Genomic DNA, 24,865 nt, shown 5'->3' with positions numbered 1-24,865 from the left:
GGGGCACATGCCTCTCGGGCTTAGATTTTTAATTCCCCCCATAACGAAAATTTTATGCATTGCTGGATACTGATAATAAGACGTTATGTAATATACTCTGTTCTTTTCTTAGCTAATAGAAGAATAGTTGAATAAGCTTGTCAACAAAAAAAGGACATTCCTAGTATTATAAGAAATGTCCTTTCCACTAAATTATAGGATATTTTGCTGGAATTCAAACTCTAAAATTAGTTTACTAGTTGGACCTGTAAACTGATAATTATAGGACCCTCTCAGATTTTCTAAGTTACCAGTAGCTTTAATAATTGTTCCTGGGGAATTTAGATTTCCTTTATCGAATATTCCTTGCTCTATAGCTGTAAATGTTCCTTGTTGCCCCTTATAAATTCCTTCAAAGTGTAAAAATCCAGAAATTTTAGCAGTAGCCAAGTGACCATCATTTATATTTGAATCTAAATAATATAATAAATATTCAACAAAAGCTTTTCCTTTTAATTCACCATCAATTTCATATTCAACATGGGCAATATTAATAGGGAAATCTTTTCTAGTATCATCGATTAGTTTTTCATCCCATTTACTTACTGTAAATGTTACTTCCATACACGTAATCTCCCTCCAATTATATACTTTTAAAAAGTATCAATTCACAGTCATATCTTATAGGAGTGTTTTTATTTATTCCACGCCACTCTCTAAAATAGAGAAAGACCCATTTTCACAATCAATTTCTGCCATCGCACCGTAAGGTAAAATAAACTTCGGCTCGGTATGACCAAAATTTAAATTATAAAGAATCGGCAAATCTTCTAAGTTATGTTCTTTCATAACTTGCAGTATTTCGTGTTTATATTCTTCATAATACATTTCGTCTTTTGGCTTACCAAAAATGATACCTTTTGCTTTTTGGAGAATGCCTTGCGCTGCATAATTTCGTAACCAATACTTTATATAACTTGGTTCTGGATGATCTTCAGAAGTTTCAAAGAAGATAATACTATCCTCCCAATGTTTTTTCTCAGGCCAAAGTTCTGTTCCTTTTGCAAATTCCAATACTTCTATACAACCACCAATTAAGCGTCCTTGTAAGGTAGTAGAGCCTTGAAGTAGTTCATAGCCATTGTTTTGTTGCATCGTACGCCTTGTATCTTTATTTACCTCTATCCATTCTAAACGCTCACTCGTCCATTCATGAGCTGGTTGAATTTCGCCAATTGTCTCATTTGAAAAGAGAGTCCGATTTACCATTTCAACCGTATATGGATCCATCTCTATATTTTCGGCAAAATCAGTTAAAATTGCTGGACCGTAAAAAGAGGAAATTCCTGCTTTATGACAAAACAAGTGTGAAATGGTAACGTCAGAGTACCCCATAAAAATTTTCGGGTTTTCACGTATTACATTAAAATCTATATAAGGAAGTAAGCGGATGCTATCTTCACCGCCAATATTCGCAATAATTGCTTTCACGCGTGTATCTTTAAATGCTGTCATTATATCTTCCGCACGGGCCTCTGGGTTGTTATAAAGGTATTCGCTACCTTTTAAACTATTTGGCATTGGGATAATCGTAAGACCAAAAACTTCTTCTAATCTTTTTACTCCTTGCTCATATCGCCATCTTATTTCAGAATCACCTGCTCCTCCCCATGAAGGACTTACTGTCGCCACAATATCTCCTGTTTGTAACCTCTTTGGTTTTATTAACATGTTAACTCCGTTCCTACATAATGTAATGGACTACGGCTATACAAACCGTAGCGCTGAAAAATATGATACATAACATTAGCTTCTTCATCATCAACAATTTAACCTGCTGTAACTCGAGAATCTAGTCTCATTGTTGTATATTTAAAAGTTACAGTATGCAACATTGCATAAGAAAGAGGGTTGATATTTTCTACAACCTGTAACTATAATAGTTACAGGTTGGTCGTATCCAATCAAAAATAAAATCATCATGAATGGAGATGTTTCATAATGTGTATGAAAAAAATAATTTTAGCAGGTGCTTTAGGTATCGCAGCATTATCAGGAACGAATGTACCAGGATTAGAACTAACAAAAGCGAGTGCAGCTTCTATTGAATCGAATTTTTCGACGTTAGAAGGACGAGTAGTAGAAGTAGATAACGGTGTGATTGTTGTAAAATCTAAGCAATATGAGGAACCTGTTAGTGTGTATATTGATTCAATTTCAAACGTGAAAGTAGGAGATGAAGTAAAAGCTACTGGATCTATGATGCGTAATTTTACAGAATATATGGTTGCAACTGCAGTTGAAAATACAACAAACAAGTTGGGTATGCACATGAAAGAAGACGGTTCTCCTGATTATGTAATTGGGAAAGTATCAAAAGTAGGAACGATGGAAGATGAGGGAGAAGGTTCTACTAAATATGTCGTAGTTGAATATCCATCGCTAAATGGGAAGAAAGATATTATTGATGTTTTCTTAACGAAGGGACAAGTATTTAATATGGGTGAGAAAGTGAAAATTGATATGAAGTATGTGGGCTGGGGTGGAAGTTCTATTAACTGGAACACAGTTGATCATATCGAAAAAGTTTATGAGGTAAAGAGCAACGTTGAAAATAATGATGATGTTTGGATTTGGTCTTAATTAGAATTCTGTAAATAACAAATGTATCATGCAGTACCCATTGAATCATCATATGTATGATAATTCGATGGGTACTTTTTTGTTTTATGTTTTTTTGAGAATAACGGATTTCCGATTAGAATATGATGTTAACACTGGAGCGAAGGTGAAAAAACAATATGGAAAGAGGTGTTTAAGGGTGGAGCGAGATGAGGTTTATTTACGAGCTAAAAAAAGAATGGAGAATTTAAAAGCATTTTACATTCATTTAACGGTTTATATACTAGTGAACTTAATGCTTTTTTTTATAAATATAAGCTCTGATTCAAGTAAATTATGGTTTGTATATCCACTTGCAGGTTGGGGGATTGGTATCGTTATACACGGATTGACAACTTTTCCATTTGGGATATTCGGAAAAGAGTGGGAAGAACGAAAGATTAAAGAATATATGGAGAAAGATAAGTAAATTTATTTCAATGCGTGAATATAAAATTTCATATGAATCTTTATGATCACACGCTTGAGGCGAAGCCTATTCTATAGCTTCGCCTATTTGCTTTGTATTCGAAGTTTGTGCGAGTGAGTATTCATATTCATTTTTTAGCATCAACTGCATGTGAAATCAAAACTTTACTTGTAGTACATAATAAATACAGTTGTTTTACTTTTTAAATTACATGTGGATATAGGATAAAGTTGTTTTATCATCCTATATTAAAATAAAAATAAACCACTGTTCGATTTGAATATTCCACGATATAATGGTGAGAGTTTATGACAGAATAAATATTTACATAAGAAGTGAGGTACTGTATGAAAAAAAGAACGACAGACATTATTTTTATTATTATTGGTGCATTTCTTTTTGCGTTAGGTGTCAATTTGTTTGTTATCCCGAACGAGTTTGGTGAGGGTGGAGTAACTGGTATCACGATTATTACGTATTATTTATTTGAATGGTCACCAGGCTTAGTTAACTTAATTTTAAATGCGATTTTGTTAATAGCTGGTTATAAATTTTTAAATAAGATTACAACAATTTATACGATTATCGCTGTAGTTACGAACTCGCTATTTCTTCATTTGACAGAAGGTTGGACGATTACTTCGGATGAAATGCTTGTAAATGCCATTTTCGGAGGAATATTTATTGGGTGCGGGATTGGTCTTATTATTCGAGTTGGCGGAACAACAGCAGGTACTACCATTTTAGCAAGGATGACGCATAAATATTTAGGCTGGAGCATTAGCTACGGTCTACTGTTCTTCGATTTAATTGTTGCGTTTTCATCTTATTTCATCATTGGTGCAGAAAAACTGATGATAACAATTATTATGCTATATGTAGCAACGAAAGTGATGGAGTTTGTAATTGAAGGTTTAAATCCGAAGAAAGCCATTACGATTATTTCTGATAACCCGAATGAAATAGCTGGGAAGGTAACTACCTTAATGGGCAGAGGGGTTACTGTGTACTCAGGTCATGGCTATTACACGAAAACTCCGAAGGAAATTCTTTATGTTGTTATTAATAAGCAAGAAGTAGTGAAGCTAAAGAGGATTGTTCAAACTACGGATCCAGCTGCGTTTATCGCTATACACGATGTTCGTGACGTATTTGGAGAAGGATTCGTTGATATTTCTAAAGCTTAGAACTTATTTTTCATTAAAATAATCTTAATACTAAAACGTAAGAATCTATTTTGAATAATCTTTTTTCAAAATAGATTCTTTTTTATTAAACACCATTCACTTTAAGTTCAAACTTTTACATTTTAAAGAAAACTGCCGATAGAACGCTCCAGTCGGTTCTTTAATTTTGAAATGTGAGAGTTGAATAACGATGGATTATATGTGATTTTTTAATCTACTCCCCATGAGTTCCGCCATTTGTTTTGCATCTGGATTTTCTTCATCGTACAATTTCTCAATAATGTTAATATAATCCGTCTTATTTCGATTTTGACTTAATTTATATGCAGCCTGGATGTCTCCCACCTTAATCTTAAATCCAACTATACCTTTCAGTTCATTTTCTAAGAGAGTAGGGGAAAGTTTATCCCATAATACTGGATTTTCACGATGCTCTTCATATTTTTTCAGCATTGTTGTTAATTCATCTATTAATTCCTCTTTACTTAAAATACTTGCTTTACCATATATATGGACCGCTTGATAATTCCATGTTGGAACTTCTTCATGTTCATACCAAGAAGAAGAGATGTAAGAGTGTGGTCCTTGAAATATTACAAGAACATCTTCACAAGTTTCAAATGTTCTCCACTGAGGATTCCCATAAGCCATATGTCCAGTAATAAAATAGTCATCACCTTGTTTAGTTAATCCAAAGGGCAAATGAGTTGCGATTGGTTTTTCTTTTTTTGTTGTGACGATTGTTCCAAAAGAGTTTTTTTGAACAAAATCCCAAATTTCATCAACATTTGTGACTTTAAAATACTTTGGAATATACATAATAGCCCACCTTTCAAAAAAAGTTATATGAGTGTTTTGATCATTATAAGGTCAACTTGTTCGTCATCGCCCATATAAAAGGAATGAGAGCCAGCTTGTACAAAACCTAATTTCTTATAAAAAGCAATAGCATTTTCATTTTTCTCCCATACGCCTAGCCAAATATTCTTTTTATTATGTTCTATTGCAATTTCAATAGCATTATTTAGTAGATATTTACCAAGACCATGTTTTTGAAAGGAGCTCTTTATATAAATTCTCTCTACTTCAAGTGATTCATTTCCCATTTCTTCAGACTGAGCATCATCAATATTGATCTTTAAATATCCAGCAATTTCATCGTTAAAGTAGACAAAAAAGAATTGAGAAGAGATATTGGATAATTCTTTTTCTAATTGTTTTAAGTTAAATGCCTTTTCCAAATAGTGATTCATACTTTCGGGTGAATTCTGATGTTTAAAAGTCTCATTAAATGTTTCATAACTAATATCTTGAATTCTGTGTATATCTTCAAGGGTGCACTTTTCTATATGTGTAGTCATTTGAATAGTTAGCTCCTTTATATAATCAATAATTTCTCTTATTTCCCTTTTTTACAAATTCCCAATCTTTTTCTATATTTTTTCTTACTCTTTGAAGAAGATTAGAAATAGTTTCCGCTTCTGTTTCCGAAAATCCCTCTAATGCAACAGTATTTGAATAATCGTTTTCTCTTTTAATAAAAGGATAGACATTTTTCCCTTTTTCTGTTGGGAAAAGTTTTTTGATTTTCTTGTTAGATTCATCTTCTTTCTTTTCGATAAATCCATTGATTTCAAGCTTTTTGATAGCACGGGCTGCGGTTGTACGATCTACTTTTATCATCTCAGATAGCTTTTCTTGAATGATTCCTGGGTTTTCACATATTCGCACAAGGTACAAATACTGACCTTTTGTAAGCTCATATTCTTTAAATTCTATATTACTAATAGAATCTAATGCCCTTGCAATCATGCCAATTTCACGAAGAATTTCTTTCATAATGAACTCCTGATCTTTTGTTTTTATTGCAAATGCAACAATTTGAAGTTACATTTAATATAAAATATTTTTATTGTAAATGCAACAAAAATGACGATGAAGAGGTTGATTAAAATGAAGTATGTTTTTTATGTATTAGGAATTTTAATATTAACCCTTGGTATTTCTTTCACAATACAATCAGATTTTGGCACTTCACCTTTTGATGCACTTTTAGTGGGACTTTCTTTAAATGTGGGGCTTACTGTGGGAAGCTGGGAAATAATAATAGCTTTATTATTAATATGTTGTAATTCGATATTAAAAAGACAAAGACCAGAGGTACTAGGGTTGTTAACAGCATTCATAACGGGTATTGGTATTGATGTGTGGCTATTTTTATTACGCAATTTAATTACACCTGAAATATGGTACAGTAAAATGATTTATTTTGGAATCGGATTAGTTATTACAGGATTAGGAACTGCAATATATTTACAAACAAATTTTGCTCCCATTCCAATTGACCGATTAACTTTAATCATACAAGAATTAACTAGAACGAATATCTTTATAGCACGAACATTTATTTCCCTTATATTCTTAATAATGGCAACGATTTTACATGGACCAATTGGTGTTGGAACTATATTAACTGTTTGTTTAGGTGGGTTATTACTGAATTTCTTTATGCCACTTACTAAAAAAGTAATAGATCACTTATTTGTACACCAGAGTACATCACCAAGTTATAAGAAAAATAAAGCAGCTGACCACAATGATAACAAAAGCATTTTCTAAGGAATCCTTTTCTTTTTCTTGCAAAAAATCCAATTGTTTCTTAATGTAAGGATGTAGAAGGATGAACAAGAGAGGGTTTAATGAACATGATACATATTTTATTAGCTGATGATGATAAGCATATTAGAGAGTTATTGCATTACCATTTACAAAAAGAGGGGTTTAAAGTTTTTGAGGCTGAAGATGGAAAGGTAGCGCAAGGCGTATTAGAGAAAGAGAATATTCACCTTGCGATAGTAGACATTATGATGCCGTTTGTTGATGGCTATACGTTATGTGAAGAAATCCGGAAGTATCATGATATACCGGTTATTTTATTAACTGCAAAGGATCAGTTAGTCGATAAAGAAAAAGGATTCATTTCGGGTACAGACGATTATATTGTAAAACCATTTGAACCAGCGGAAGTGATTTTTCGTATGAAAGCTTTATTACGTCGCTATCAAATGCTGAGTGCTGACATTATTACACTCCACGGAACGACAATTGATCGTAAAGGTGTTGAAGTGAAGTGTAACGGGCAGACGATTTTGCTTCCTTTAAAGGAATTTGAATTGTTATCGCAACTTGCTAGTTATCCTGGCAGAACATTTTCAAGAGAAGAGCTAATTGAATTAGTATGGGGAATGGATTTTGAAGGAGATGAACGAACGGTTGACGTTCATGTAAAGCGGCTGAGAGATCGTTTTTCAAAACGAACGGATGATTTTCAAATTACGACAGTGCGCGGACTCGGGTACAAGTTGGAGTTGAAATAAAATGAAATCACTATATTCTAGATTTGTTTTTATGACAGTCGGTATTATGCTTCTTAGTAGTATTATCGGTTTTTTATTAACGAATGTATATTATCAAGTGAAGTTAAAACCGTATAACAGTGAAAAGATTTTAAAGTATGCTGAGGAAGTTAAATCGTTATATGAAAAGCAAAGTGAAGAAAATCAAGAGGCGTACTTACATTCTATTGCGAAGCTAGGATATGAAATTTATATTGTCGACGATCAAAAGAATGGAAAGCGTATCGGTAATGCGTTTCGTAAGACTTCTATTAGCGACGATACAGTTCATAAAGTATTGCAAGGAGAAACGTTTAATGGTGTTTCCACCTATCCAACGCGCCTATTTATTACAGGTTTTTTCGATAATGAATTAATTAATAGCGTTGGTGTACCAGTGCAACACGGTGATAAACAGTACGCATTATTTATTCGTCCTGACATTCAGAACCAATTTGGCGAGATGAGGATTTTCTTAGCAGTATTACTTGGGTTTATCGTACTATTAAGTATTATTTTTATAGCGATTGCAGCAGGTTATATTGTTCGCCCAATCCGTAAATTTACGAAGGCTACGCAAAAAATTGCGAGTGGAGAATATAAAATTGAATTAGACGTAAAACGAAAAGATGAAATAGGAACGTTATCTACAAGCTTCCAAAAGATGACGAAAAGTATAAAAGAACTAGATGAAATGAGACAAGAATTCGTTTCGAACGTTTCGCATGAATTTCAATCACCGCTTTCTTCCATACAAGGATTTTCGAAGACGTTGCAAACAGAAAAGATGGGCATGGAAGAAAGAAATCATTACTTACAAATTATTGAGGGCGAAAGTAAGCGAATGTCTAGTTTATGTAAACAGTTACTTACGCTTGCTTCACTAGATAAAGAAGAAAAAGTTCTACAAATAAAAGAATTCAATTTGCAGAAGCAAATTAAAGACGTCATTTTTATGCTCGAGTGGAAATGGCGTGAAAAAGATATCGCTGTTGAATTTGATGTGCCGGACATTACAATTCAAGGTGATGAAAATTTACTTCATCAAGTGTGGAGTAATATTTTTACGAATAGCATTAAATTTTCAAACGATGCTGGGACGATTGAATTTTTTGTTGAAGAGCTAGAATCTAATGTCATTATCTCTATATCTGATAACGGAATCGGTATGGAAAAAGAAGAAATGGATCGTATTTTTGATCGTTTTTACAAAGTAGATACAGCAAGGGCAAGAAACATAGAAGGTAGTGGCTTAGGATTATCGATTGTGCAGAAAATTGTTGAACTGCATCATGGAAATGTTTCGGTGTATAGTACGAAAGGTGAAGGGACTACTGTTCGGGTGGAGCTTCCCAAATAGATGGAAGAGGCTGTTTGGAAACGGCCTCTTCTTTTTTTGGCGCTAGTATACGTGTAAAGTGAAAAAATGTGCCCCATTTTAATTATATAATCGGATGAGTTTATGGAGTGAGATCAGGAGGAAGTTTATTTAAAAATGTAGAATCCCTACAGAGTTATAAGGGTTTTATTAAAACTTGAACCGTGTAGGGAGGAAATTAATTTGAAACGAACTGACTTGTTATTAAACGCACTAGATTCAACATTCGATAAAGAGAGTTGGTATGCACCGTTTAAACATGCTATAGAAGGACTTACAGCCGAACAGGCTATGTGGAAACCATCTGGTGAGGAAACGAATACCATTTGGGAGAACGTTAATCATCTCATTTATTACAAAGAGAGGCTTGCTGCAAACTTGGAAGGTCATGAATGGGCACATAACCTTGACGGTAATGACACTTTTTATCTTACTAAGCAATCTAATGATGACACGGAATGGAAGGAAGTCGTTGAACGTTCTGAAAATGCTCAGCGTAATTTAAGACAGGTATTGAGCGTGATTTCTGAAAAAGAGCTTGAACAAAATCCACTTGAAGAGAAATTACTGGACATCATGCTTCATGATGCTTATCATACAGGCCAAATTATTCAATTAAGGAAAATGCAGGGGGCATGGCCAGCAAAGCGTTAACGGAACGTATTAGTTATTCCATTAAAGGGTGCTATTTTGCATCAAAAAGTAAACAAGCATAACCCCGTTCGAAATTTCGAATAGGGTTATGCTTGTTTGAGCTTTGTAATAGAAAGAAAATATTTTCTTTCTGTTACAAAGCAGTACCTTTCACCTGTTCTTCCTTAAACCGAAGCTCAAAAGTATCCGCTGTAATTTCATCAGCTTTCGGCAAAGCCCGTAATTTCGGATGAAGCAGCCATACGAGGGAGATGAATAAAATCCCGATGCTAGCGAGCGCAAAAATGATTTGGCTACTATATACATTCGCAGTGTATCCGCCAATTAAAGAGCCAAGCGGCATAGCAATTGTGCCCATACTCCGTGTGACTGAATTGATACGCCCAAGATATTGGTTTGGAATTACAATTTGACCAATAGTCGCAAATAATATGTTGGTCGCACCAATTGGTATCCAAGCTAAGCCGAATAAAAAAATAGATAACCATTGAAACGGTACAACCGTAGAGAGAAACCAAAAGAAAGCACCAGTCGCAAAGCTAATAATGGAGACACGGCCAACATTATATTTACCAACCCATGAACTGAATAGTGCTCCAATTAAACAACCGGCGGATATGGCGGCTAAAAAGAAACCATATAATTTCACACCGCCTAAAGAATCAGCGAAAGAAGGGAGTATTGCCATCGTCATACCGATTGAAAAATTAGCGACAACGGAACCGATTAAGAAGACGCCCATCAATGAACGAAAGACGATTGAAAAGCCTTCTTTTAAATCAGAGAAATATTGCTTAGTTGAAAGTGGTGTGTCTGTTTCAGTTTGTTTTGGTATTTTTAATGAAAAGAACAACAGGGCGGTAATCGCAAATGTAAAAGAGTCGATCACATATAAAGTGATTGCGCCAAATAGTGCTACTAATATTCCAGAAAGAGTCGTACAAATTAAATCAATGCCTTGGTATGCAAATGAGAAAAGTGAATTTCCTTTTAATAATTGTGTCTTATTCAGTAGAAGTGGTAAAGCTTTTGACTGTGCAGGATAGGCGAATTGTTCGATAAAAGCTACGATGGGCATGATGATGAGTAGTAGGTGGACTGTTAGTAGGTCGAAGTAGTGTGTAATAGGAATGATCAAAATAAGGATGCATTGCAAAACTTGTGTGATGACGAGGGTGTTTTTTATTGACCATCTATCAACGAATGGACCGGTAAGAAATTGAAGTGCAGAAGGTAATAGTGTAAGGAGACCAGCCAATCCAGAATAAAAAGGATTACCACTCAGTTTATATACGAGCCACATCGCCGCTACATAATACAAGCTATCTCCTATGTTTGTAAAAATTCTCCCTAAAAATAATAAGAGGAAATTCCGGTTTTTTAATACGTCCATTTAATCTACTCCTTTATAATAAAGTGAAACTTTAATCAGTGGGGTTTTGTTCATCCCACTGATTATTAGTTGAACCAATCGGGCGTTTATGGGCAGTTGACCTCCCACCTAACTTTTCTGTGCTCCAGCTGAATTTTGAGGTGAGAGTCTTACTGCCCGTTAATGCGGGATAAATTTATTCGGTAAAATAAAATTGACCGTTTATGTAAAAAAAATCGTATTACGATTTTTCTTCTTTTTTAACAAATTGCTGCATTGTTCTCTCAGCGATTTGAAGTGCAGTAGTAGAAATATAATAAGGTTTACTATTCGGATCTTTATCTGCACCTTTTGTGATTTCGTTTAATTCAGCCATTAATTCATAAAACTTTTTTACCCACACTTGAAATTGTTCTGGCGTAGCATCAAATTCCCAGCAGGATGAAACGTAATTCCACTTAGCTGGATCTTCACTTGCATTTTGTAATGTAAAAGCTTCTTCTGGTGCAGCGAGAATTTGGCTTTTCGTTCTTTCTATCATTTGTAAAAAGATTTGGCGACCTGATTCGCTTAATATTTCTAAATGAGGTAATAGATCTGCGGCAGGGGTGAAGCCTTTAGCGACAGATTGATAAAATTTTTGAACAATCCCATTCTTTTCTTCTGTATAAACGATCTCTATAAGACCATTCTTTTCTAATTCTTTTAAATGATAATGAATTTTCGCCCTTGAAATGCCGAATTTCTCAGATAGTAATTGTCCAGTATAAGGACGTTCGCATAGACGTATCATCATTTCGGCACGTAATGGATCGCTTAATGCTTTTAGTTGGCTATAAGTAGTTAGTGTTAATACGGGCTTCAACATGATCAACTCCTTGAATTAAATTACTCGGTCAATATTATTTGACTGAATTGTATCAAGGATCCTATTTATTTTCAATACTTTCAGAAAATTTATTTTTTTGCTCTGTAATCTTCTGTTCATATTCCGTTCATATTTCTTTTTTATGATTAGTGCATAGAAAGAAAGAGGAAGGAGCGAGCATAATGTTTTTAGCTCTGCGTGAATTGAAACAATCAAAATTAAGATACGGATTAATCGGACTCATTATGGTGTTATTATCATTTTTAGTCCTTGTTATTTCAGGATTAGCAAATGGATTATCATATGATAATGCTTCATCGATTCAAAATATGGAGGCAAATAAGTTCGTTTTAGCAGATGATGCGGAAAATAAATTACTTCGTTCACAAATTAAGAAAGACGATGTAGATAACGTAGTAAATCAAGTAGGCGAGAAAGAGGCAGTTCCGTTTCGTGTGAAAGTTTCAACATATGAAAAGAAAGAGAGTTCGAAAAAGGTTGATATTGCTATTTTCTCAAGCGAACGTGATTCATTTTTAGAACCGAACATTGTAAAAGGTGAAAAATTAGGTACAGCAAACAACGAAATGGTTGCTGATGAATCCATTAAAGAAAAAGGAATCGATATCGGGGATACAATTATCGATCCTGTTTCAAAGAAAGAGTTTACAATCGTTGGATTTACGAAAGATCAAATGTTTAGCCATACGCCAGTTGTTTATGTAAATGAAGACGTATGGAGTGCTATTTCACAACCAAACCAAAAAGATTATAGTGCAATTGCGCTGAATACAGATAAAGAGATTAAAAATGCTCACGTTATCGATAAAAAAGAAGTACTGCAAAGTATTCCAGGATTTAAAGAAGAGCAAGGAACATTAACGATGATCATTGCGTTCTTACTTGTTATCGCTGCGTTACTAATCGGTGTATTCTTCTACGTCATTACATTACAAAAAACACAGCAATTAGGCGTATTAAAAGCAATTGGTACGAAGAACTCGTATTTAGCAAATAGCCTAGTCGTACAGGCGTTATTCTTATCAGTCGTTGCGATGGTAATTAGTATCGTTCTTGTACAAGGATTAGAACAAATTTTACCAGCAGGTATGCCGTTCTTATTAACAACACCGATGATTGCACAATATGCCGCAATCTTTATCGTCATTAGTATTTTAGGAACACTTATTTCGTTATATCAAGTATTAAAAGTTGATGCGCTAGAAGCAATTGGAGGTGGGATGTAATGACTTCATTATTAAAATTAGACAAAGTAAGTAAAGTGTACGGAGAAGGGAATACGGAAGTAACAGCCCTTCATCCGATATCGCTTGATGTGAAAGCTGGAGAATTTATCGGAATCGTCGGTCCTTCTGGATCAGGAAAAAGTACGTTACTATCAATCGCGGGTGCATTATTATCACCGTCAAAAGGGGACATTTACATTCGTGAGCAAAATATTACACAGTTATCAGAAAAGGAAATGACAGATATTCGTTTGAAAAAAATCGGCTTCATTTTCCAGTTTGCAAACCTAGTTCCATATTTAAATGTGAAAGAACAATTACTTTACATTGCTAAGCTAAAAAAGGAAAGTAAACAAGAATCCGAAAAGCGTGCAGATCATTTATTAGCGGCATTTGGATTAGGAGAAAGAAAGAATCATTATCCAAATCAACTATCTGGCGGGGAAAAACAAAGGGTAGCAATCGCTCGTGCGTTCATGAACAACCCAGATTTAATATTAGCGGATGAGCCAACGGCAAGCTTAGACTCAAAACGCGCACGTGAAGTTGTTGAAATGATGAAACGCGAAGTGAAAGAGAGCCAAAAAGCAGCAATTATGATTACACATGATGAAAGAATGCTTGATGTATGTGATCGTATATTGACGCTTCGAGATGGACAGTTAATATAAAAAAAGAAAAACCGTACATGTATGTGCGGTTTTCCTTTTTTTATGGACTTATTTAGAGAATAACGTTTTAATTTTATTACGAGTAAGTAATAAAACACCGCCTAATACAGATACCATTCCTAGAGCCATATTGTTTGATTGCTCGCTACCAGCGTTAGGAAGTTCTTTAGCGTTATTGTTTTTAGTACCATTATTTGCTTGCGTTTGTTTAGACTGTGATACTTCATTAATCTTGTTATCAACATTTTGCTTCGTTGTATGTAACTCAGCTAATTTGTCGTCAATTTTTTTCTCAGTATGCTTAAAGTCATTGATTTTAATATCTAGGTCTTGTTTTTTCTTTGTTAAATCGTCTGAAACAGTTTGTTTCGATTGTTTAATTTCGTTAATTTTATTGATTAAATCTTGTCTAGCTTCTTGTAAAACAGCTAGTTTGTTTTTTACATCTTGTTTAGCTAATTCTAAGTTAGCGGAAAGACTGTCTAAATTGCCTTTAATTTTCTTAAGTTCCTCTAACGTGTTACCAGTATTCGGCTTGTTTTCTTTTAGTTCAGCGAGTTTGTCCTCAGCAGTTTGTTTCGCTTTCTTTAACTCAGCTAATTTTTCATCTACTTGTTTTTTAACTTCCTTAAGTTCATTAACCTTTTGATCAATGTTCTCTTTATGTTGCTTCATTTCATTCACTTTTTCATCGACAGTTTGTTTATGTTCTTTAATCTCATTCACTTTGTTATCGATATTTTGCTTATGCTCTTTTACTTCAGCAACTTTATCTTCTACTTGTTTTTTATGCTCTTTAATTTCAGCGATTTTATCTTCGGCGATTTGTTTGTCTTGCTGAAGTTTTGCATCTAGTTCTTGTTTATGCTGTTTAACTTCGTTAATTTTTTCATCAGCAACTTGTTTACGTTCATGTAGTTCATTCACCTTTGTATCAACATTTTCCTTAACTTTGTTAAGTTCATTTAATGTTTGATCCACGTTTTCTTTGTGTTGCTGTAATTTCGCATCTAACTCTTGTTTATGTTGCTTAATTTCAGCTAATCGATCTCCCGTACTTTGCTGAGGAGTAGCATCATTTACTTCCGCATGAGCAGAGTTCGCGCCAGCAATCATTGCTAAAGCTAGTGTAGACGCAGCAATTGTTTGTTTTGTTTTCATATTTTTGTACCTCTTTTCTTTCATATGCATGAACTGTTTTGTGTAAAAATGAGCATATAGAAGTAGATTCTTCCATCATTATATACCATCTGCGCCGTCTAGAGGAAGTATTTGCATAATAATCTATGATTATGTAATTTTTATAATCTCTTATTTTGGAGTAGGGGATAAATTTTTAGCTAGATGAACAATTTCTTCTATAGTAAAGCTTATATCTTTATTATTGCGAATAACAAACAAATAATCAGCCTCATTTTCTATAGGATCTACCACATCATCGTGAAGTGATTCAGTTTGTTGTCGATCAAATACTTCTTTGAAACTAGAATATCCACCTCTAAAAATATTGGTACTTCGCGTGCTTCGAGCCACTCTTTCGTAAAGTACATCATCTGGAATGTCAAAATGAACGAGTATGCGTACATATTCATTCTGTGGAAATAATTCGTTTAGTAAATATAACCTTCCATTTTTACTGCGATTGGAGTTACTAATAATAAGGTGTAAATTTGAATGTTCTTTCGCATAATCAACAATGAATTTTGAAAGACCGTGCTTTAGTGTATTTGAACCTTCTGTCGGCTGTAATTTTTCATAATGTGTGTTAATAAATTCAGCTTGGTTGTCTTGGTCCATAATAAAAGAATTAGGTAACTCTTTTTCTAGCTCTTTTGCAAATGTAGTTTTTCCACTGTGTGTTTTTCCAACTGTAATGATGACTAATCTTTTCATGATGCCCTCCATTTGTATTGTTATGAACTGGAATATTCGGTGTAGATCGAAATCTTCCTGCTAGAGATTACACAAATTGTTGGAGCGTTAGTAGGCTGAAAACTTGACGAAAAAACTTATTTATGCTATAATTTACCAATATAAAAATAAGGTGTATAATAGGGTTCTCCTGGCCAGGGGAACCCTATTTTTGTTGTGAAAATGAAGGAGAGTGTATGTGCGTGAAACAAGGTGAAGCAAGTGTAACGTCGTTAGTATCAGCATTCGGAAGGGCGTATCATAGTGAATTTGATAATCCTAAAATCTTTGATGATTATGTAGCTAAAGATTTCATTTCACAAAAAGAACGTAACAATATTGAAACGAACATGGTTCAAGGGATTCACTTTTTCAATACAGACATTGCAGAGCAGTTTCAAGACAATCCAAAAGAAATATTAAAATGGATTACACAAGTTCAATTATCGCCAACACCTTTAGCACGTGCCGCATATTGTGAAAGAGTATTACTACATGAAATTACATTAGGAGCGAAACAATACGTCATACTCGGTGCAGGCTTAGATACGTTCAGTTTTAGACACCGAGAATTAAAAAATAAAATAGAAATATTTGAAGTGGATCATCCTTCTACGCAGGCGTTTAAGAAGGAAAGAATAAAAGAAGTAGAACTTGAAGTTCCAAATAACCTTCATTTTGTTTCAATGGATTTCACGAAAGGATTTTCCAGTGAACAGTTACGGAATGAAGGATTTGAAAATAAAAAGACTTTCTTTAGCCTATTAGGTGTTACGTACTATTTAACGAAAGAGGAGCTTTCTAGTTTAATAGTACGTTTATTTGCGATGGTTCCAGAGGGGAGTTCTATCGTTTTTGATTATCCAGATGAAAACTTATTTACAGAAAAGGGACTGTCCAATCGAGTGGAAAATATGGTAAAAATGGCTGCAGTAGGCGGAGAACCGATGAAATCGTGTTTTTCTTACGCTGAAATGGAAGCACTGTTAGAGAAGGCGGGCTTACTTATTTATGAGCATTTATCACCAGAGGATATAAATACATTATATTTTGAAGGAAGAAATGATTATTTAGAAGCTTTTGAAACGGTGCATTATGTGCATGCGGTGAAGAGGTAGGAAATTAGTAGGCATGGAGAGGAATCTCTGTGTCTTTTTTTATAAAAAAGGAAATGAGCTGTAGTGGTGGAAAATATAATTATAAATATATTGATATACATATTACATATTACATATTATATAAATATATAATATGTATGAATTGATTTTTTGTAGAAACTAAAGGAAAGGGGAAATAGAAGATGTTGAAATTACAAGGGAAATATAATGAAGCAAAAGTGTTTACTACGAATGTTGAAGAAACTGCAGCAGGTCAAATTATTGATCTTTGTAACCAAGAATTCGTAAAGGATAGCAAGATTTGTATTATGCCAGATACACATGCGGGCGCAGGTTGTACGATTGGGACAACAATGACAATTCAAGATAAGATTGTTCCTAATTTAGTCGGGGTTAACTAATCGGCTCAGACTTTAAACTACTCACTCAATTGACTGGGAACCCTAACGATAAAAGGCGAGGGCAATCAGCAGCCAGTGGTTATGGTGACAGAATCGAATGGTTCAGAGACTTGTACCATGTTAGCAGACTAAGGTACAGAATTATTCCTCATCTATTTTGAATTGAAGAGGAATAATTAATACGGTGAGCCTACAGTAGAGACTGCATATCTCGATGACTGTAGAGAAGGTATAGTCCACTCTTTCAGGAAACTGAGAGGTAAGTACGATATTGGTTGTGGCATGGAAGTTGTTATGATTAATAAGAAAAAAGAGGAAATCAACTTCGATCACTTAGACGAAACGATACGTAAATTTGTCCCAAGTGGTTTTCGTATTCGAGATAAGGAACATAGATTTTCAAAAATGATTGATTTTGATAGTGTAAGAGCCCCGTTTACATTGCAACGTGCTCAAAAAAGTATTGGTACACTTGGCGGGGGCAATCATTTTGTCGAACTGAATGAGGATGATGGAGGAAATGTATACATTGTTATTCATAGTGGTTCGCGTAATTTAGGGAAACAAGTAGCAGAGTATTATCAAAACTTTGCTTACGAGCAACTTATAAACGTTAAATCTATTAAAGAAGAAATTATTGAGCGTTTAACGAAAGAAGGCAGACAACAAGAAATACATGAAGCTTTACGTGAAATTAAGAAACCGGTGATTCGTAAAGAGTTAGCTTATTTAGAAGGACAAGGATTTAAAGATTACATGAATGATATGAAAATTGCACAAAAATATGCGGAGTTAAATCGTAAAGCAATGATTGATGAAATCGTCACTACAATGGATTGGAAAGTAACAGATCAATTCACTACAATCCATAACTACATCGATATGGACAATATGATTCTAAGAAAAGGTGCTATTTCAGCTCAGAAAGATGAACGAGTAATCATTCCAATCAATATGAGAGATGGTTCAATCATTGCATTTGGTAAAGGAAATCCAGATTGGAACTTTTCTGGCCCTCATGGAGCAGGGCGTATTATGAGTCGCAAGAAGGCGAAAGAAGTACTTAACTTAGAGGATTTTCAAAATACAATGACAGAGGTTTGGACTACATCTGTTGCAGAAAGTACTTTAGATGAAGCACCAATGGTATATAAGCCAATGGATGAAATTATTGAGAATACAAAAGAAACAATTGATATTAAACATATTATTAAGCCACTTTACAATTTTAAGGCTAATTAAAAGAGGAGTAACGTTTATTAAAGAAAGAGAACTTGAAAAGATAGCATATTTTGTGGCGGTTATATAACAGAGATAAAAAGAAAACATATTAAACTAAGAGATTCATCATATTCATTTACATTTATGTAATGTTAAAGACTAGAAAGCTAGATTGGCGCGAATTGCTAATGTGGAGTGTGAAAAAAAGACAAAATATCTTAAAAAACACTTAATTTTTTATTCCATTAATCTTTACAATCTCCCCCTATAATGTGAATTGGACAAGCACCTAAGAGAAAGCAGAACATGTCAGTTTGTACATTCTATTATTAGGGGGAGAATTTGTATGAAAAAGACAGTTGCTTCGTTAGCAGTTATGGCGGCATTATTACCGACGTTTTCAGTGCATGCGGAAGGGAAAGAGCAAGTCCGAAAATCAGCTACAACTTTTAACGTTATTAGTGATATTCAAGGGGATTTAGGGGATTTTGATCATGTGCTAAAAGATATGAACAAAGTGACGCCACTTTCTAGAGCGCTTATTATGAATGGGGATATAACGCCGACTGGACAACAGTCACAATATGATGATGTAAAGCGTGTGTTAAATAAAAATAAGCATCCGGAAAATGTATGGTCTACTGTTGGGAATCATGAGTTTTATGCTGGGAAATGGACAGCGGATGGGAAACTCTCTCAAAGTACATGGCCAAATGGTGTAACTGAGGAAACTTTATTTAATCGCTATCTGAAATTTAGTGGACAAGAAAAGGTATATCATAAAAAAGAATTAGATGGCTATCCACTTTTATTTTTAGGAACTGAAAAATATATGAAATACCACGATTCAAAAATGTGGGACGAAGTATATATGAGTGATGAGCAATTAGGTTGGTTAAAACAAAATTTAGAAGAGTATAGTCAAAAAGATAAAAATAAGCCAATCTTTATTTTCTCTCATCACGTTTTACCTGATACAGTATCTGGATCAAGACAATCACCATATTTACAAGATTATTTAAACGTGGATAAATTGTACGATATATTAAAAGACTATCCGCAGGTTGTTTTCTTCACGAGTCATACACATTGGGATTTAAACTTACCTGACTGGGCTGGTAAAAAGAAAATTACAGGCGGAGATAAAAAAGGTTTCACTGTTGTAAATACGGGCGGGATTGAAACAGGCTGGATGTCAGCAGGACCAAATGGGGGAGAGAAAACTGCTCCAGATGGCTATTCATTTAAACAAGGGTTACAAGTGAAAGCATATGGTAACGATGTAATTGTGACAGCTTACGATTACAAACGTGATAAGGATATAAAGAAGTTATTAATTAGTGATTCAAAAATTGCGCAGATGGCACCAAATGTAACGGCAGATGATCGTAAAAATATAATTGTCGGTGCAAATGAATATATGGAGTATTCTATAGAAGGAACGAATGAGTGGCATACGTATAGTCAAGCAAATCCTCCGAAATTTGATGGAGATAAAACTGTATACGTACGTCATAAAGGTGAAATGAATTTAGAGCCGGGATTAACGCAGTTACTTCGTTTTTCGGTAAATAAGTGATTGGAGAGAGTCCACATTTGAATGTGTGGGCTCTTTTTTTGTTGATGAGAAAGTGTCGTTTTTTGTCGATAGATCGATATATTAAGAAAATCGTTGATATACTGCAAGTTACGATCGATATATTTGAAAAATCGTTGATATATTGTAAGTAATGAACGATATATTTAAAAAATCGTTGATATAAATTTCATGTACCGTAATTAAGTTAAAATCATTAATACGGTTTTACTTATCAAAATGAAATTCTAATACATTTTTAACCGAGAAAGATGACTTCACCATTTTTACGTGTAATAATAGTAACGTTACATATATTGCGAAAGAAGTACAAAAGGAGCGTTACAATGAATTTAGCTAAATTCCCGAGAAAAAAATATACAGAATCATATACACCAATTGAAAAGTTAAACAATTTTTCTGAAGCACTTGGTGGCCCGACTATTTATTTTAAACGAGATGATTTACTTGGTTTAACAGCCGGTGGTAATAAGACGAGAAAGTTAGAATTTTTAGTTGCGGATGCACAGGAAAAGGGTGCAGATACGTTAATTACAGCTGGTGGTATTCAGTCAAATCATTGCCGCCTGACACTTGCTGCTGCGGTAAAAGAAAAAATGAAATGTATTCTTGTATTAGAGGAAGGGCTTGAGCCAGAAGAGAAGAGAGACTTTAACGGAAACTATTTCTTATATCACTTATTAGGTGCTGAAAACGTCATTGTTGTACCGAACGGAGCAGACCTGATGGAAGAGATGCATAAAGTAGCACAAGAAGTAAGTGGAAAAGGTAGTACACCATATGTAATTCCAGTTGGTGGATCAAACCCTACGGGCGCAATGGGATACGTTGCTTGTGCCCAAGAAATTATGGCGCAATCATTTGAGCAAGGAATTGATTTCAGTTCAGTTGTTTGCGTAAGCGGTAGCGCTGGTATGCATGCGGGTTTAATTACTGGTTTTTCTGGAACGCAAAGCCATATTCCTGTAATCGGGATTAACGTAAGTAGAGGAAAAGCTGAGCAAGAAGAGAAAGTAGCAAAACTTGTAGATGAAACTTCAGCACACGTTGGTATTCCAAACTTTATCCCGCGCGACGCTGTTACGTGCTTTGATGAATATGTAGGGCCAGGCTATGCGTTACCAACGCCGGAAATGGTAGAGGCAGTTCAGTTACTTGCGAAAACAGAAGGTATTTTACTTGATCCAGTGTATACAGGTAAGGCGGTAGCGGGATTAATCGACTTAATTAGAAAAGGTAAATTTAATAAGGAAGACAATATTTTATTCGTACATTCAGGTGGTTCACCAGCTTTATATGCGAATACGTCTCTATTTGCGTAAGTGTAAAAAGCATTGGGTATCCAATGCTTTTTTGTTATATACTGGGATTATCGGGAAGTAGGAGAATTAAAATTTAAAATGGATCATATATACGGTACTCGGCATTTTTATTCTATTGATCTTATTTATAGGTTACGGAGTGTATTTGTATTTCACATCTTAAAAGAAAGATCATAATAGAAGGAACCATTTAGTAAGAAATATCGAATGAGAAGTAATCGTGAAATAGTAAAGAATATGTTCACGGCTAAAAGAGGAGTTGTTTAAAAAACTCTCCGCATCGTTATGTAGTGTTAATAAGAAGAAGTAGAAGGTAGAAGTAAATCTAAATCTAAATAAAACCAAAAAGGGATAAATAGGAAAATGTAGAATCTTTATATATAAGATGTTCTGAATTTTTAGATATAAGGTAGAGTGGAGGAAGAAAGATGATTCAATTTCCTATGGAAGATGCTGAACAATTTTTTAGATCCTATAGTATTGGTAGGTTTACAGTTAGTGAAGATGAAGGGAAATTAATTTTTAGTACAAACTTAAATGGTCATTCTAATTTATGGGCGATGGATTTACCCAATTTATCCCCTTATCCATTAACATATTGTAATCAATCAAGCAATTTTATTAAAATGGATTCTTTAAATCAATTTATTTTAGCTGGATTTGATAAAGATGGGGATGAAAATTATCATATTTATGCATTAAAACCAGAGGGTGGTGGATTGCTTGAATTGATTCCAGCAGGAGAGACAGAAAAGGATTACTTTGTGCATTTAACAGAGGATGGGGAACGATTATACTATGTCACAAGTAAAGATAACCCAATGTTCTTAAACTCTCGTTGTTATAATATACGCACAAAAGAAGATACGCTGTTGTTAACTGGTGTGGAGACACCTACATATGTAGAGGCAGTAAGTCCGAATGAATCAAGTTACATTGTTTTAAAGTCATATAGTAATACATATAATGTAGGACATGTAAAAAAGGGAGAAGAACTTATTTGTATAGTACCTTCCAGTGAGAAAGAACATACTATAGGGTCCATTTGTTATATTGATGAAAATACAGTGATTTTTGTTACAAATTATGAAGAAGAGTTTTCCTATGTAGCTTCTTTTGATTTAAATAAACAGGAATTCAAACCAATCTGTAAAATAGAGAAGGAAGATATATCTGATATAAAATGGCATGCTGAAACAAAAAATGGCTACATTGTTTCGTCGAAAGGTGTTACAGATAGGTTATATAAATTTGTATGGGATAAAAAAGAGTTAATTCTATTGAATTCTCCGGTAGATACGATAAGTCAAATTGAAATTACAAAATCGGAAAATTTATATTTACTAGGTGAAAGTGCGACGAAAACAGCAAACATCTATTACAAGAAAAATAGAGATACAGAATGGGCAGCATTAACAAAAAACTATGTTATTGGTCTATCTGAATCTTCTTTTGTTGAACCGAATGTTATAACATATGCCTCTTTTGATGGGTTAAACATAGAAGCATTATTATTCCGGGCGAAAGGAGAAGTACAAAACGGATATACAATATTTTGGCCTCATGGTGGTCCACAAAGTGCTGAGACGAAAGATTTCAGAGCATTATTTCAATATTTATTAAGGCAGGGATATAATATTTTTGCGCCAAACTTTAGAGGTAGTACAAGATATGGTTCAACGTTTACAAAAATGATTGAAGGTGATTGGGGGGAAGCACCGCGTTTAGATTGTGTAGCAGGGATCGAATGGTTATTTGAACAGGGGATATCAACTCCTGATAAATTATTTGTTATGGGCGGTAGTTATGGAGGATATATGACCTTATTGCTTCACGGGCGTCATTCAGAGTATTTCCGTGCAGCCATTGACATTTTTGGACCTAGCAATTTATTTAGTTTTATCGAATCTATGCCTGAAAATTGGAAACCGCTCGCAGTTAATTTAATAGGTGATATTAATAATGATAAAGATAAGCTTATACAAGATTCACCAATTACTTACTTAAATCAAATGAATAAACCACTCCTTATCATCCAAGGGGCAAATGATCCACGAGTTGTAAAGGAAGAATCGGATCAAATTTTTCACGCGTTGCAAGAACAAGGAGTAGATGTAGAATACCTAGTATTAGACGATGAAGGGCATGGATTTTCAAAAAAAGAAAATGAAATATATGTATATCGTCGCATAACAGAATTTTTAGCAAAGCATAAGTAAAAGAAATGGTATTTTATGGGGTATGATCATATCGCTATCAGGCTGAAAATGCAGAGAAATGAAAATGAAATTATTGAATAAATAAGAATGAAACAACTTAATCGTTACGTAACAAAAACGCTATTCTTTCCCTAGAATCATAGGAAAGGATAGCGTTTTTGTTGTGAACTTATTGATTTTGTATGAACTGAAATTGTTGTCTAAAGAGTTGCAACAGATTTTTTTATAAATTGAAAGACAAGGAGACGAACTTGGATGGAGTATTGGAAGCACACAATAAATATATTGAGGAGTACATGTTTGAAAACATTAAATCAATGGAAAATGAAATATTTTGTTGGAATGTCTGAGCTGCGGACCAATTCTATCACTTTAATTAACTAAAAGAAGAACTTCCCCATCCCGATTAGACTACTGATCATTCCTATTCCACTCATGGTGCCTTTTCCTGCTGTAAGTAAGTTTCCAAGCATTCCTAGCTGACCGTTACCTCCGTTATTTCCCCATCCCATTGGGGCCCACGGACCACCCCATCCTGGAGGGTTTCCAAAAACACCCGAGTTATTGGTATTGAAATTAAAGGGCTTGGCTGGCGGCGATAGTAAAGCGGCAAGATGACCTTGTGCGAACATCCCTGTATGATTGAATGGTTGAGCCCAGGGGAAGGGAGGTTTTTGAAAATTAAAACCTGCATGACCTGGTAATGGAGGCCAATTAGTAGGGTGACCTTGTGGCATTATCCCTGCATAATTGATTGGTTCCCCCCAAGAGAAGGGAGGGGGTTGGGGAGTGAATCCCGTATAATTGGCTGATGAATCCCAACTAACTGGATAGACTCGGTAACTCCAATTCTCAGGAATCTTCAAATCATTCATTACCTCAGATTTAGTTATTTCGGGCTGTGAATACAATGAAATTTGGTTAGTATATTGTTCCCTGTTTCCCTTTGAATTCAAATACCAATATTGGTGCATACGCTTATTCTCCTCACTTTAAAAATGTAATGTTAGACTTAGCCTATGTAATATTCCTTTTTATGGATGGTTACATAACTAGATCTACAAGCCTGTATTTAAAGGAATGGGTGTGTGGCCTTGTTGATTTAAAGTTTCACTTTATTTTAGAAGGGTATTTTCAGTTGCTTCTTTTATATATTTCAGCCTAATTTAATTTCCGTTAACAAACGTTTTTATAAAGGTTTAATCAACAAAAAGATTTTAAAATGTTATGTTGA

General features: G+C 34.3%; 25 protein-coding genes. 15 read left to right on the top strand and 10 right to left on the bottom strand.

Annotation, left to right across the window (positions count from 1 at the left end; translation table 11 throughout):
- Positions 1–192: 192 nt before the first annotated feature.
- Together MHI26_RS16395 and MHI26_RS16390 are read right to left on the bottom strand one after the other, a co-directional pair.
- Positions 193–603 (bottom strand): DUF3224 domain-containing protein, encoded by a 411-nt coding sequence (locus MHI26_RS16395; protein ID WP_061666914.1) that lies wholly within the window; start codon positions 601–603, stop codon positions 193–195.
- 75 nt (positions 604–678) lie between these two features.
- Complete coding sequence (locus MHI26_RS16390; RefSeq protein WP_061666915.1) at positions 679–1,710, bottom strand: S66 family peptidase; 1,032 nt, start codon at positions 1,708–1,710, stop codon at positions 679–681.
- Positions 1,711–1,980: 270 nt separating this feature from the next.
- On the opposite strand from MHI26_RS16390, the gene MHI26_RS16385 reads away from it, so the two are divergent.
- From MHI26_RS16385 to MHI26_RS16375, 3 genes are all read left to right on the top strand, one after another.
- On the top strand, positions 1,981–2,622 hold the full coding sequence (locus tag MHI26_RS16385; protein WP_000335913.1) for a F0F1 ATP synthase subunit alpha: 642 nt from the start codon (positions 1,981–1,983) through the stop codon (positions 2,620–2,622).
- 178 nt (positions 2,623–2,800) lie between these two features.
- Complete coding sequence (locus MHI26_RS16380) at positions 2,801–3,070, top strand: 2TM domain-containing protein (RefSeq protein ID WP_061666916.1); 270 nt, start codon at positions 2,801–2,803, stop codon at positions 3,068–3,070.
- Positions 3,071–3,417: 347 nt separating this feature from the next.
- Entirely contained in the window at positions 3,418–4,257 is an 840-nt protein-coding gene (locus MHI26_RS16375; protein ID WP_000747489.1) for a YitT family protein, read from the top strand.
- A 195-nt stretch (positions 4,258–4,452) separates the two neighbouring features.
- Here the strand turns inward: MHI26_RS16375 and paiB are convergent, their stop codons facing one another.
- Genes paiB through MHI26_RS16360 form a run of 3 tightly spaced genes read right to left on the bottom strand, consistent with a single transcriptional unit; the run spans position 4,453 to position 6,096 of the window.
- Positions 4,453–5,076 (bottom strand): protease synthase/sporulation negative transcriptional regulator PaiB, encoded by a 624-nt coding sequence (paiB, locus tag MHI26_RS16370; RefSeq protein WP_000275825.1) that lies wholly within the window; start codon positions 5,074–5,076, stop codon positions 4,453–4,455.
- Positions 5,077–5,099: 23 nt separating this feature from the next.
- Positions 5,100–5,618, bottom strand: coding sequence for a GNAT family N-acetyltransferase (locus MHI26_RS16365; RefSeq protein ID WP_061666917.1), 519 nt, complete (start codon positions 5,616–5,618; stop codon positions 5,100–5,102).
- Between the two features lie 25 nt (positions 5,619–5,643).
- Complete coding sequence (locus MHI26_RS16360; RefSeq protein WP_000658986.1) at positions 5,644–6,096, bottom strand: MarR family winged helix-turn-helix transcriptional regulator; 453 nt, start codon at positions 6,094–6,096, stop codon at positions 5,644–5,646.
- Between the two features lie 114 nt (positions 6,097–6,210).
- Here MHI26_RS16360 and MHI26_RS16355 point away from each other — a divergent pair, with 114 nt between their 5' ends.
- The 4 genes from MHI26_RS16355 to MHI26_RS16340 all read left to right on the top strand — a co-directional run bounded on the left by MHI26_RS16355 (position 6,211) and on the right by MHI26_RS16340 (position 9,684).
- Positions 6,211–6,876 carry a YczE/YyaS/YitT family protein gene (locus MHI26_RS16355; RefSeq protein WP_061666918.1) on the top strand — a complete coding sequence of 222 codons (666 nt, stop codon included), beginning with the start codon at positions 6,211–6,213 and terminating at the stop codon, positions 6,874–6,876.
- A gap of 80 nt (positions 6,877–6,956) precedes the next feature.
- Positions 6,957–7,634 (top strand): response regulator transcription factor, encoded by a 678-nt coding sequence (locus MHI26_RS16350; protein ID WP_001055963.1) that lies wholly within the window; start codon positions 6,957–6,959, stop codon positions 7,632–7,634.
- Between the two features lies 1 nt (position 7,635).
- On the top strand, positions 7,636–9,012 hold the full coding sequence (locus MHI26_RS16345) for a sensor histidine kinase (protein WP_061666919.1): 1,377 nt from the start codon (positions 7,636–7,638) through the stop codon (positions 9,010–9,012).
- A gap of 201 nt (positions 9,013–9,213) precedes the next feature.
- A complete protein-coding gene (locus MHI26_RS16340; protein ID WP_061666920.1) occupies positions 9,214–9,684 on the top strand; it encodes a DinB family protein in 471 nt (156 codons plus the stop codon).
- A 133-nt stretch (positions 9,685–9,817) separates the two neighbouring features.
- Here MHI26_RS16340 and MHI26_RS16335 read toward each other — a convergent pair whose 3' ends face one another.
- Positions 9,818–11,077: an MFS transporter gene (locus MHI26_RS16335; protein ID WP_061666921.1), complete on the bottom strand. Its 1,260-nt coding sequence runs from the start codon at positions 11,075–11,077 to the stop codon at positions 9,818–9,820.
- A gap of 220 nt (positions 11,078–11,297) precedes the next feature.
- Positions 11,298–11,921, bottom strand: coding sequence for an ArsR/SmtB family transcription factor (locus MHI26_RS16330; protein WP_061666933.1), 624 nt, complete (start codon positions 11,919–11,921; stop codon positions 11,298–11,300).
- Between the two features lie 185 nt (positions 11,922–12,106).
- Between MHI26_RS16330 and MHI26_RS16325 the strand changes: the two genes are divergently transcribed.
- Positions 12,107–13,171: an ABC transporter permease gene (locus tag MHI26_RS16325; protein ID WP_061666922.1), complete on the top strand. Its 1,065-nt coding sequence runs from the start codon at positions 12,107–12,109 to the stop codon at positions 13,169–13,171.
- Complete coding sequence (locus MHI26_RS16320; protein WP_000202597.1) at positions 13,171–13,842, top strand: ABC transporter ATP-binding protein; 672 nt, start codon at positions 13,171–13,173, stop codon at positions 13,840–13,842. The genes MHI26_RS16325 and MHI26_RS16320 overlap by 1 nt, the downstream gene beginning before the upstream one ends.
- Positions 13,843–13,890: 48 nt before the next feature.
- On the opposite strand, the gene MHI26_RS16315 is transcribed toward MHI26_RS16320, so the two are convergent.
- Entirely contained in the window at positions 13,891–15,003 is a 1,113-nt protein-coding gene (locus MHI26_RS16315; protein ID WP_061666923.1) for an LPXTG cell wall anchor domain-containing protein, read from the bottom strand.
- A gap of 150 nt (positions 15,004–15,153) precedes the next feature.
- A complete protein-coding gene (locus tag MHI26_RS16310) occupies positions 15,154–15,735 on the bottom strand; it encodes an ATP-binding protein (protein WP_061666924.1) in 582 nt (193 codons plus the stop codon).
- 215 nt (positions 15,736–15,950) lie between these two features.
- Between MHI26_RS16310 and MHI26_RS16305 the strand changes: the two genes are divergently transcribed.
- From MHI26_RS16305 to MHI26_RS16280, 6 genes are all read left to right on the top strand, one after another.
- On the top strand, positions 15,951–16,871 hold the full coding sequence (locus tag MHI26_RS16305) for a class I SAM-dependent methyltransferase (RefSeq protein WP_086406989.1): 921 nt from the start codon (positions 15,951–15,953) through the stop codon (positions 16,869–16,871).
- 182 nt (positions 16,872–17,053) lie between these two features.
- The gene (locus MHI26_RS16300) at positions 17,054–17,272 is read left to right on the top strand and encodes an RtcB family protein (RefSeq protein WP_000916238.1); all 219 of its coding nucleotides are present in this window, start codon (positions 17,054–17,056) and stop codon (positions 17,270–17,272) included.
- 282 nt (positions 17,273–17,554) lie between these two features.
- Complete coding sequence (locus MHI26_RS16295) at positions 17,555–18,514, top strand: RNA-splicing ligase RtcB (protein WP_000454384.1); 960 nt, start codon at positions 17,555–17,557, stop codon at positions 18,512–18,514.
- 325 nt (positions 18,515–18,839) lie between these two features.
- Positions 18,840–20,072 (top strand): DUF4073 domain-containing protein, encoded by a 1,233-nt coding sequence (locus MHI26_RS16290; protein ID WP_000754297.1) that lies wholly within the window; start codon positions 18,840–18,842, stop codon positions 20,070–20,072.
- Between the two features lie 344 nt (positions 20,073–20,416).
- Positions 20,417–21,412, top strand: coding sequence for a D-cysteine desulfhydrase (locus MHI26_RS16285; protein ID WP_001046607.1), 996 nt, complete (start codon positions 20,417–20,419; stop codon positions 21,410–21,412).
- Between the two features lie 428 nt (positions 21,413–21,840).
- Positions 21,841–23,631 (top strand): S9 family peptidase, encoded by a 1,791-nt coding sequence (locus MHI26_RS16280; RefSeq protein ID WP_000614105.1) that lies wholly within the window; start codon positions 21,841–21,843, stop codon positions 23,629–23,631.
- 380 nt (positions 23,632–24,011) lie between these two features.
- Here MHI26_RS16280 and MHI26_RS16275 read toward each other — a convergent pair whose 3' ends face one another.
- Positions 24,012–24,605: a hypothetical protein gene (locus MHI26_RS16275; protein WP_061666926.1), complete on the bottom strand. Its 594-nt coding sequence runs from the start codon at positions 24,603–24,605 to the stop codon at positions 24,012–24,014.
- Between the last annotated feature and the right edge of the window lie 260 nt (positions 24,606–24,865).

This window comes from Bacillus sp. FSL K6-1218 (assembly GCF_038006445.1).
Lineage (GTDB): Bacteria > Bacillota > Bacilli > Bacillales > Bacillaceae_G > Bacillus_A > Bacillus_A thuringiensis_S.
The sequence above is the reverse complement of the archived record's forward strand: the minus strand, read 5'-3'. Positions and strand labels throughout refer to the sequence as shown.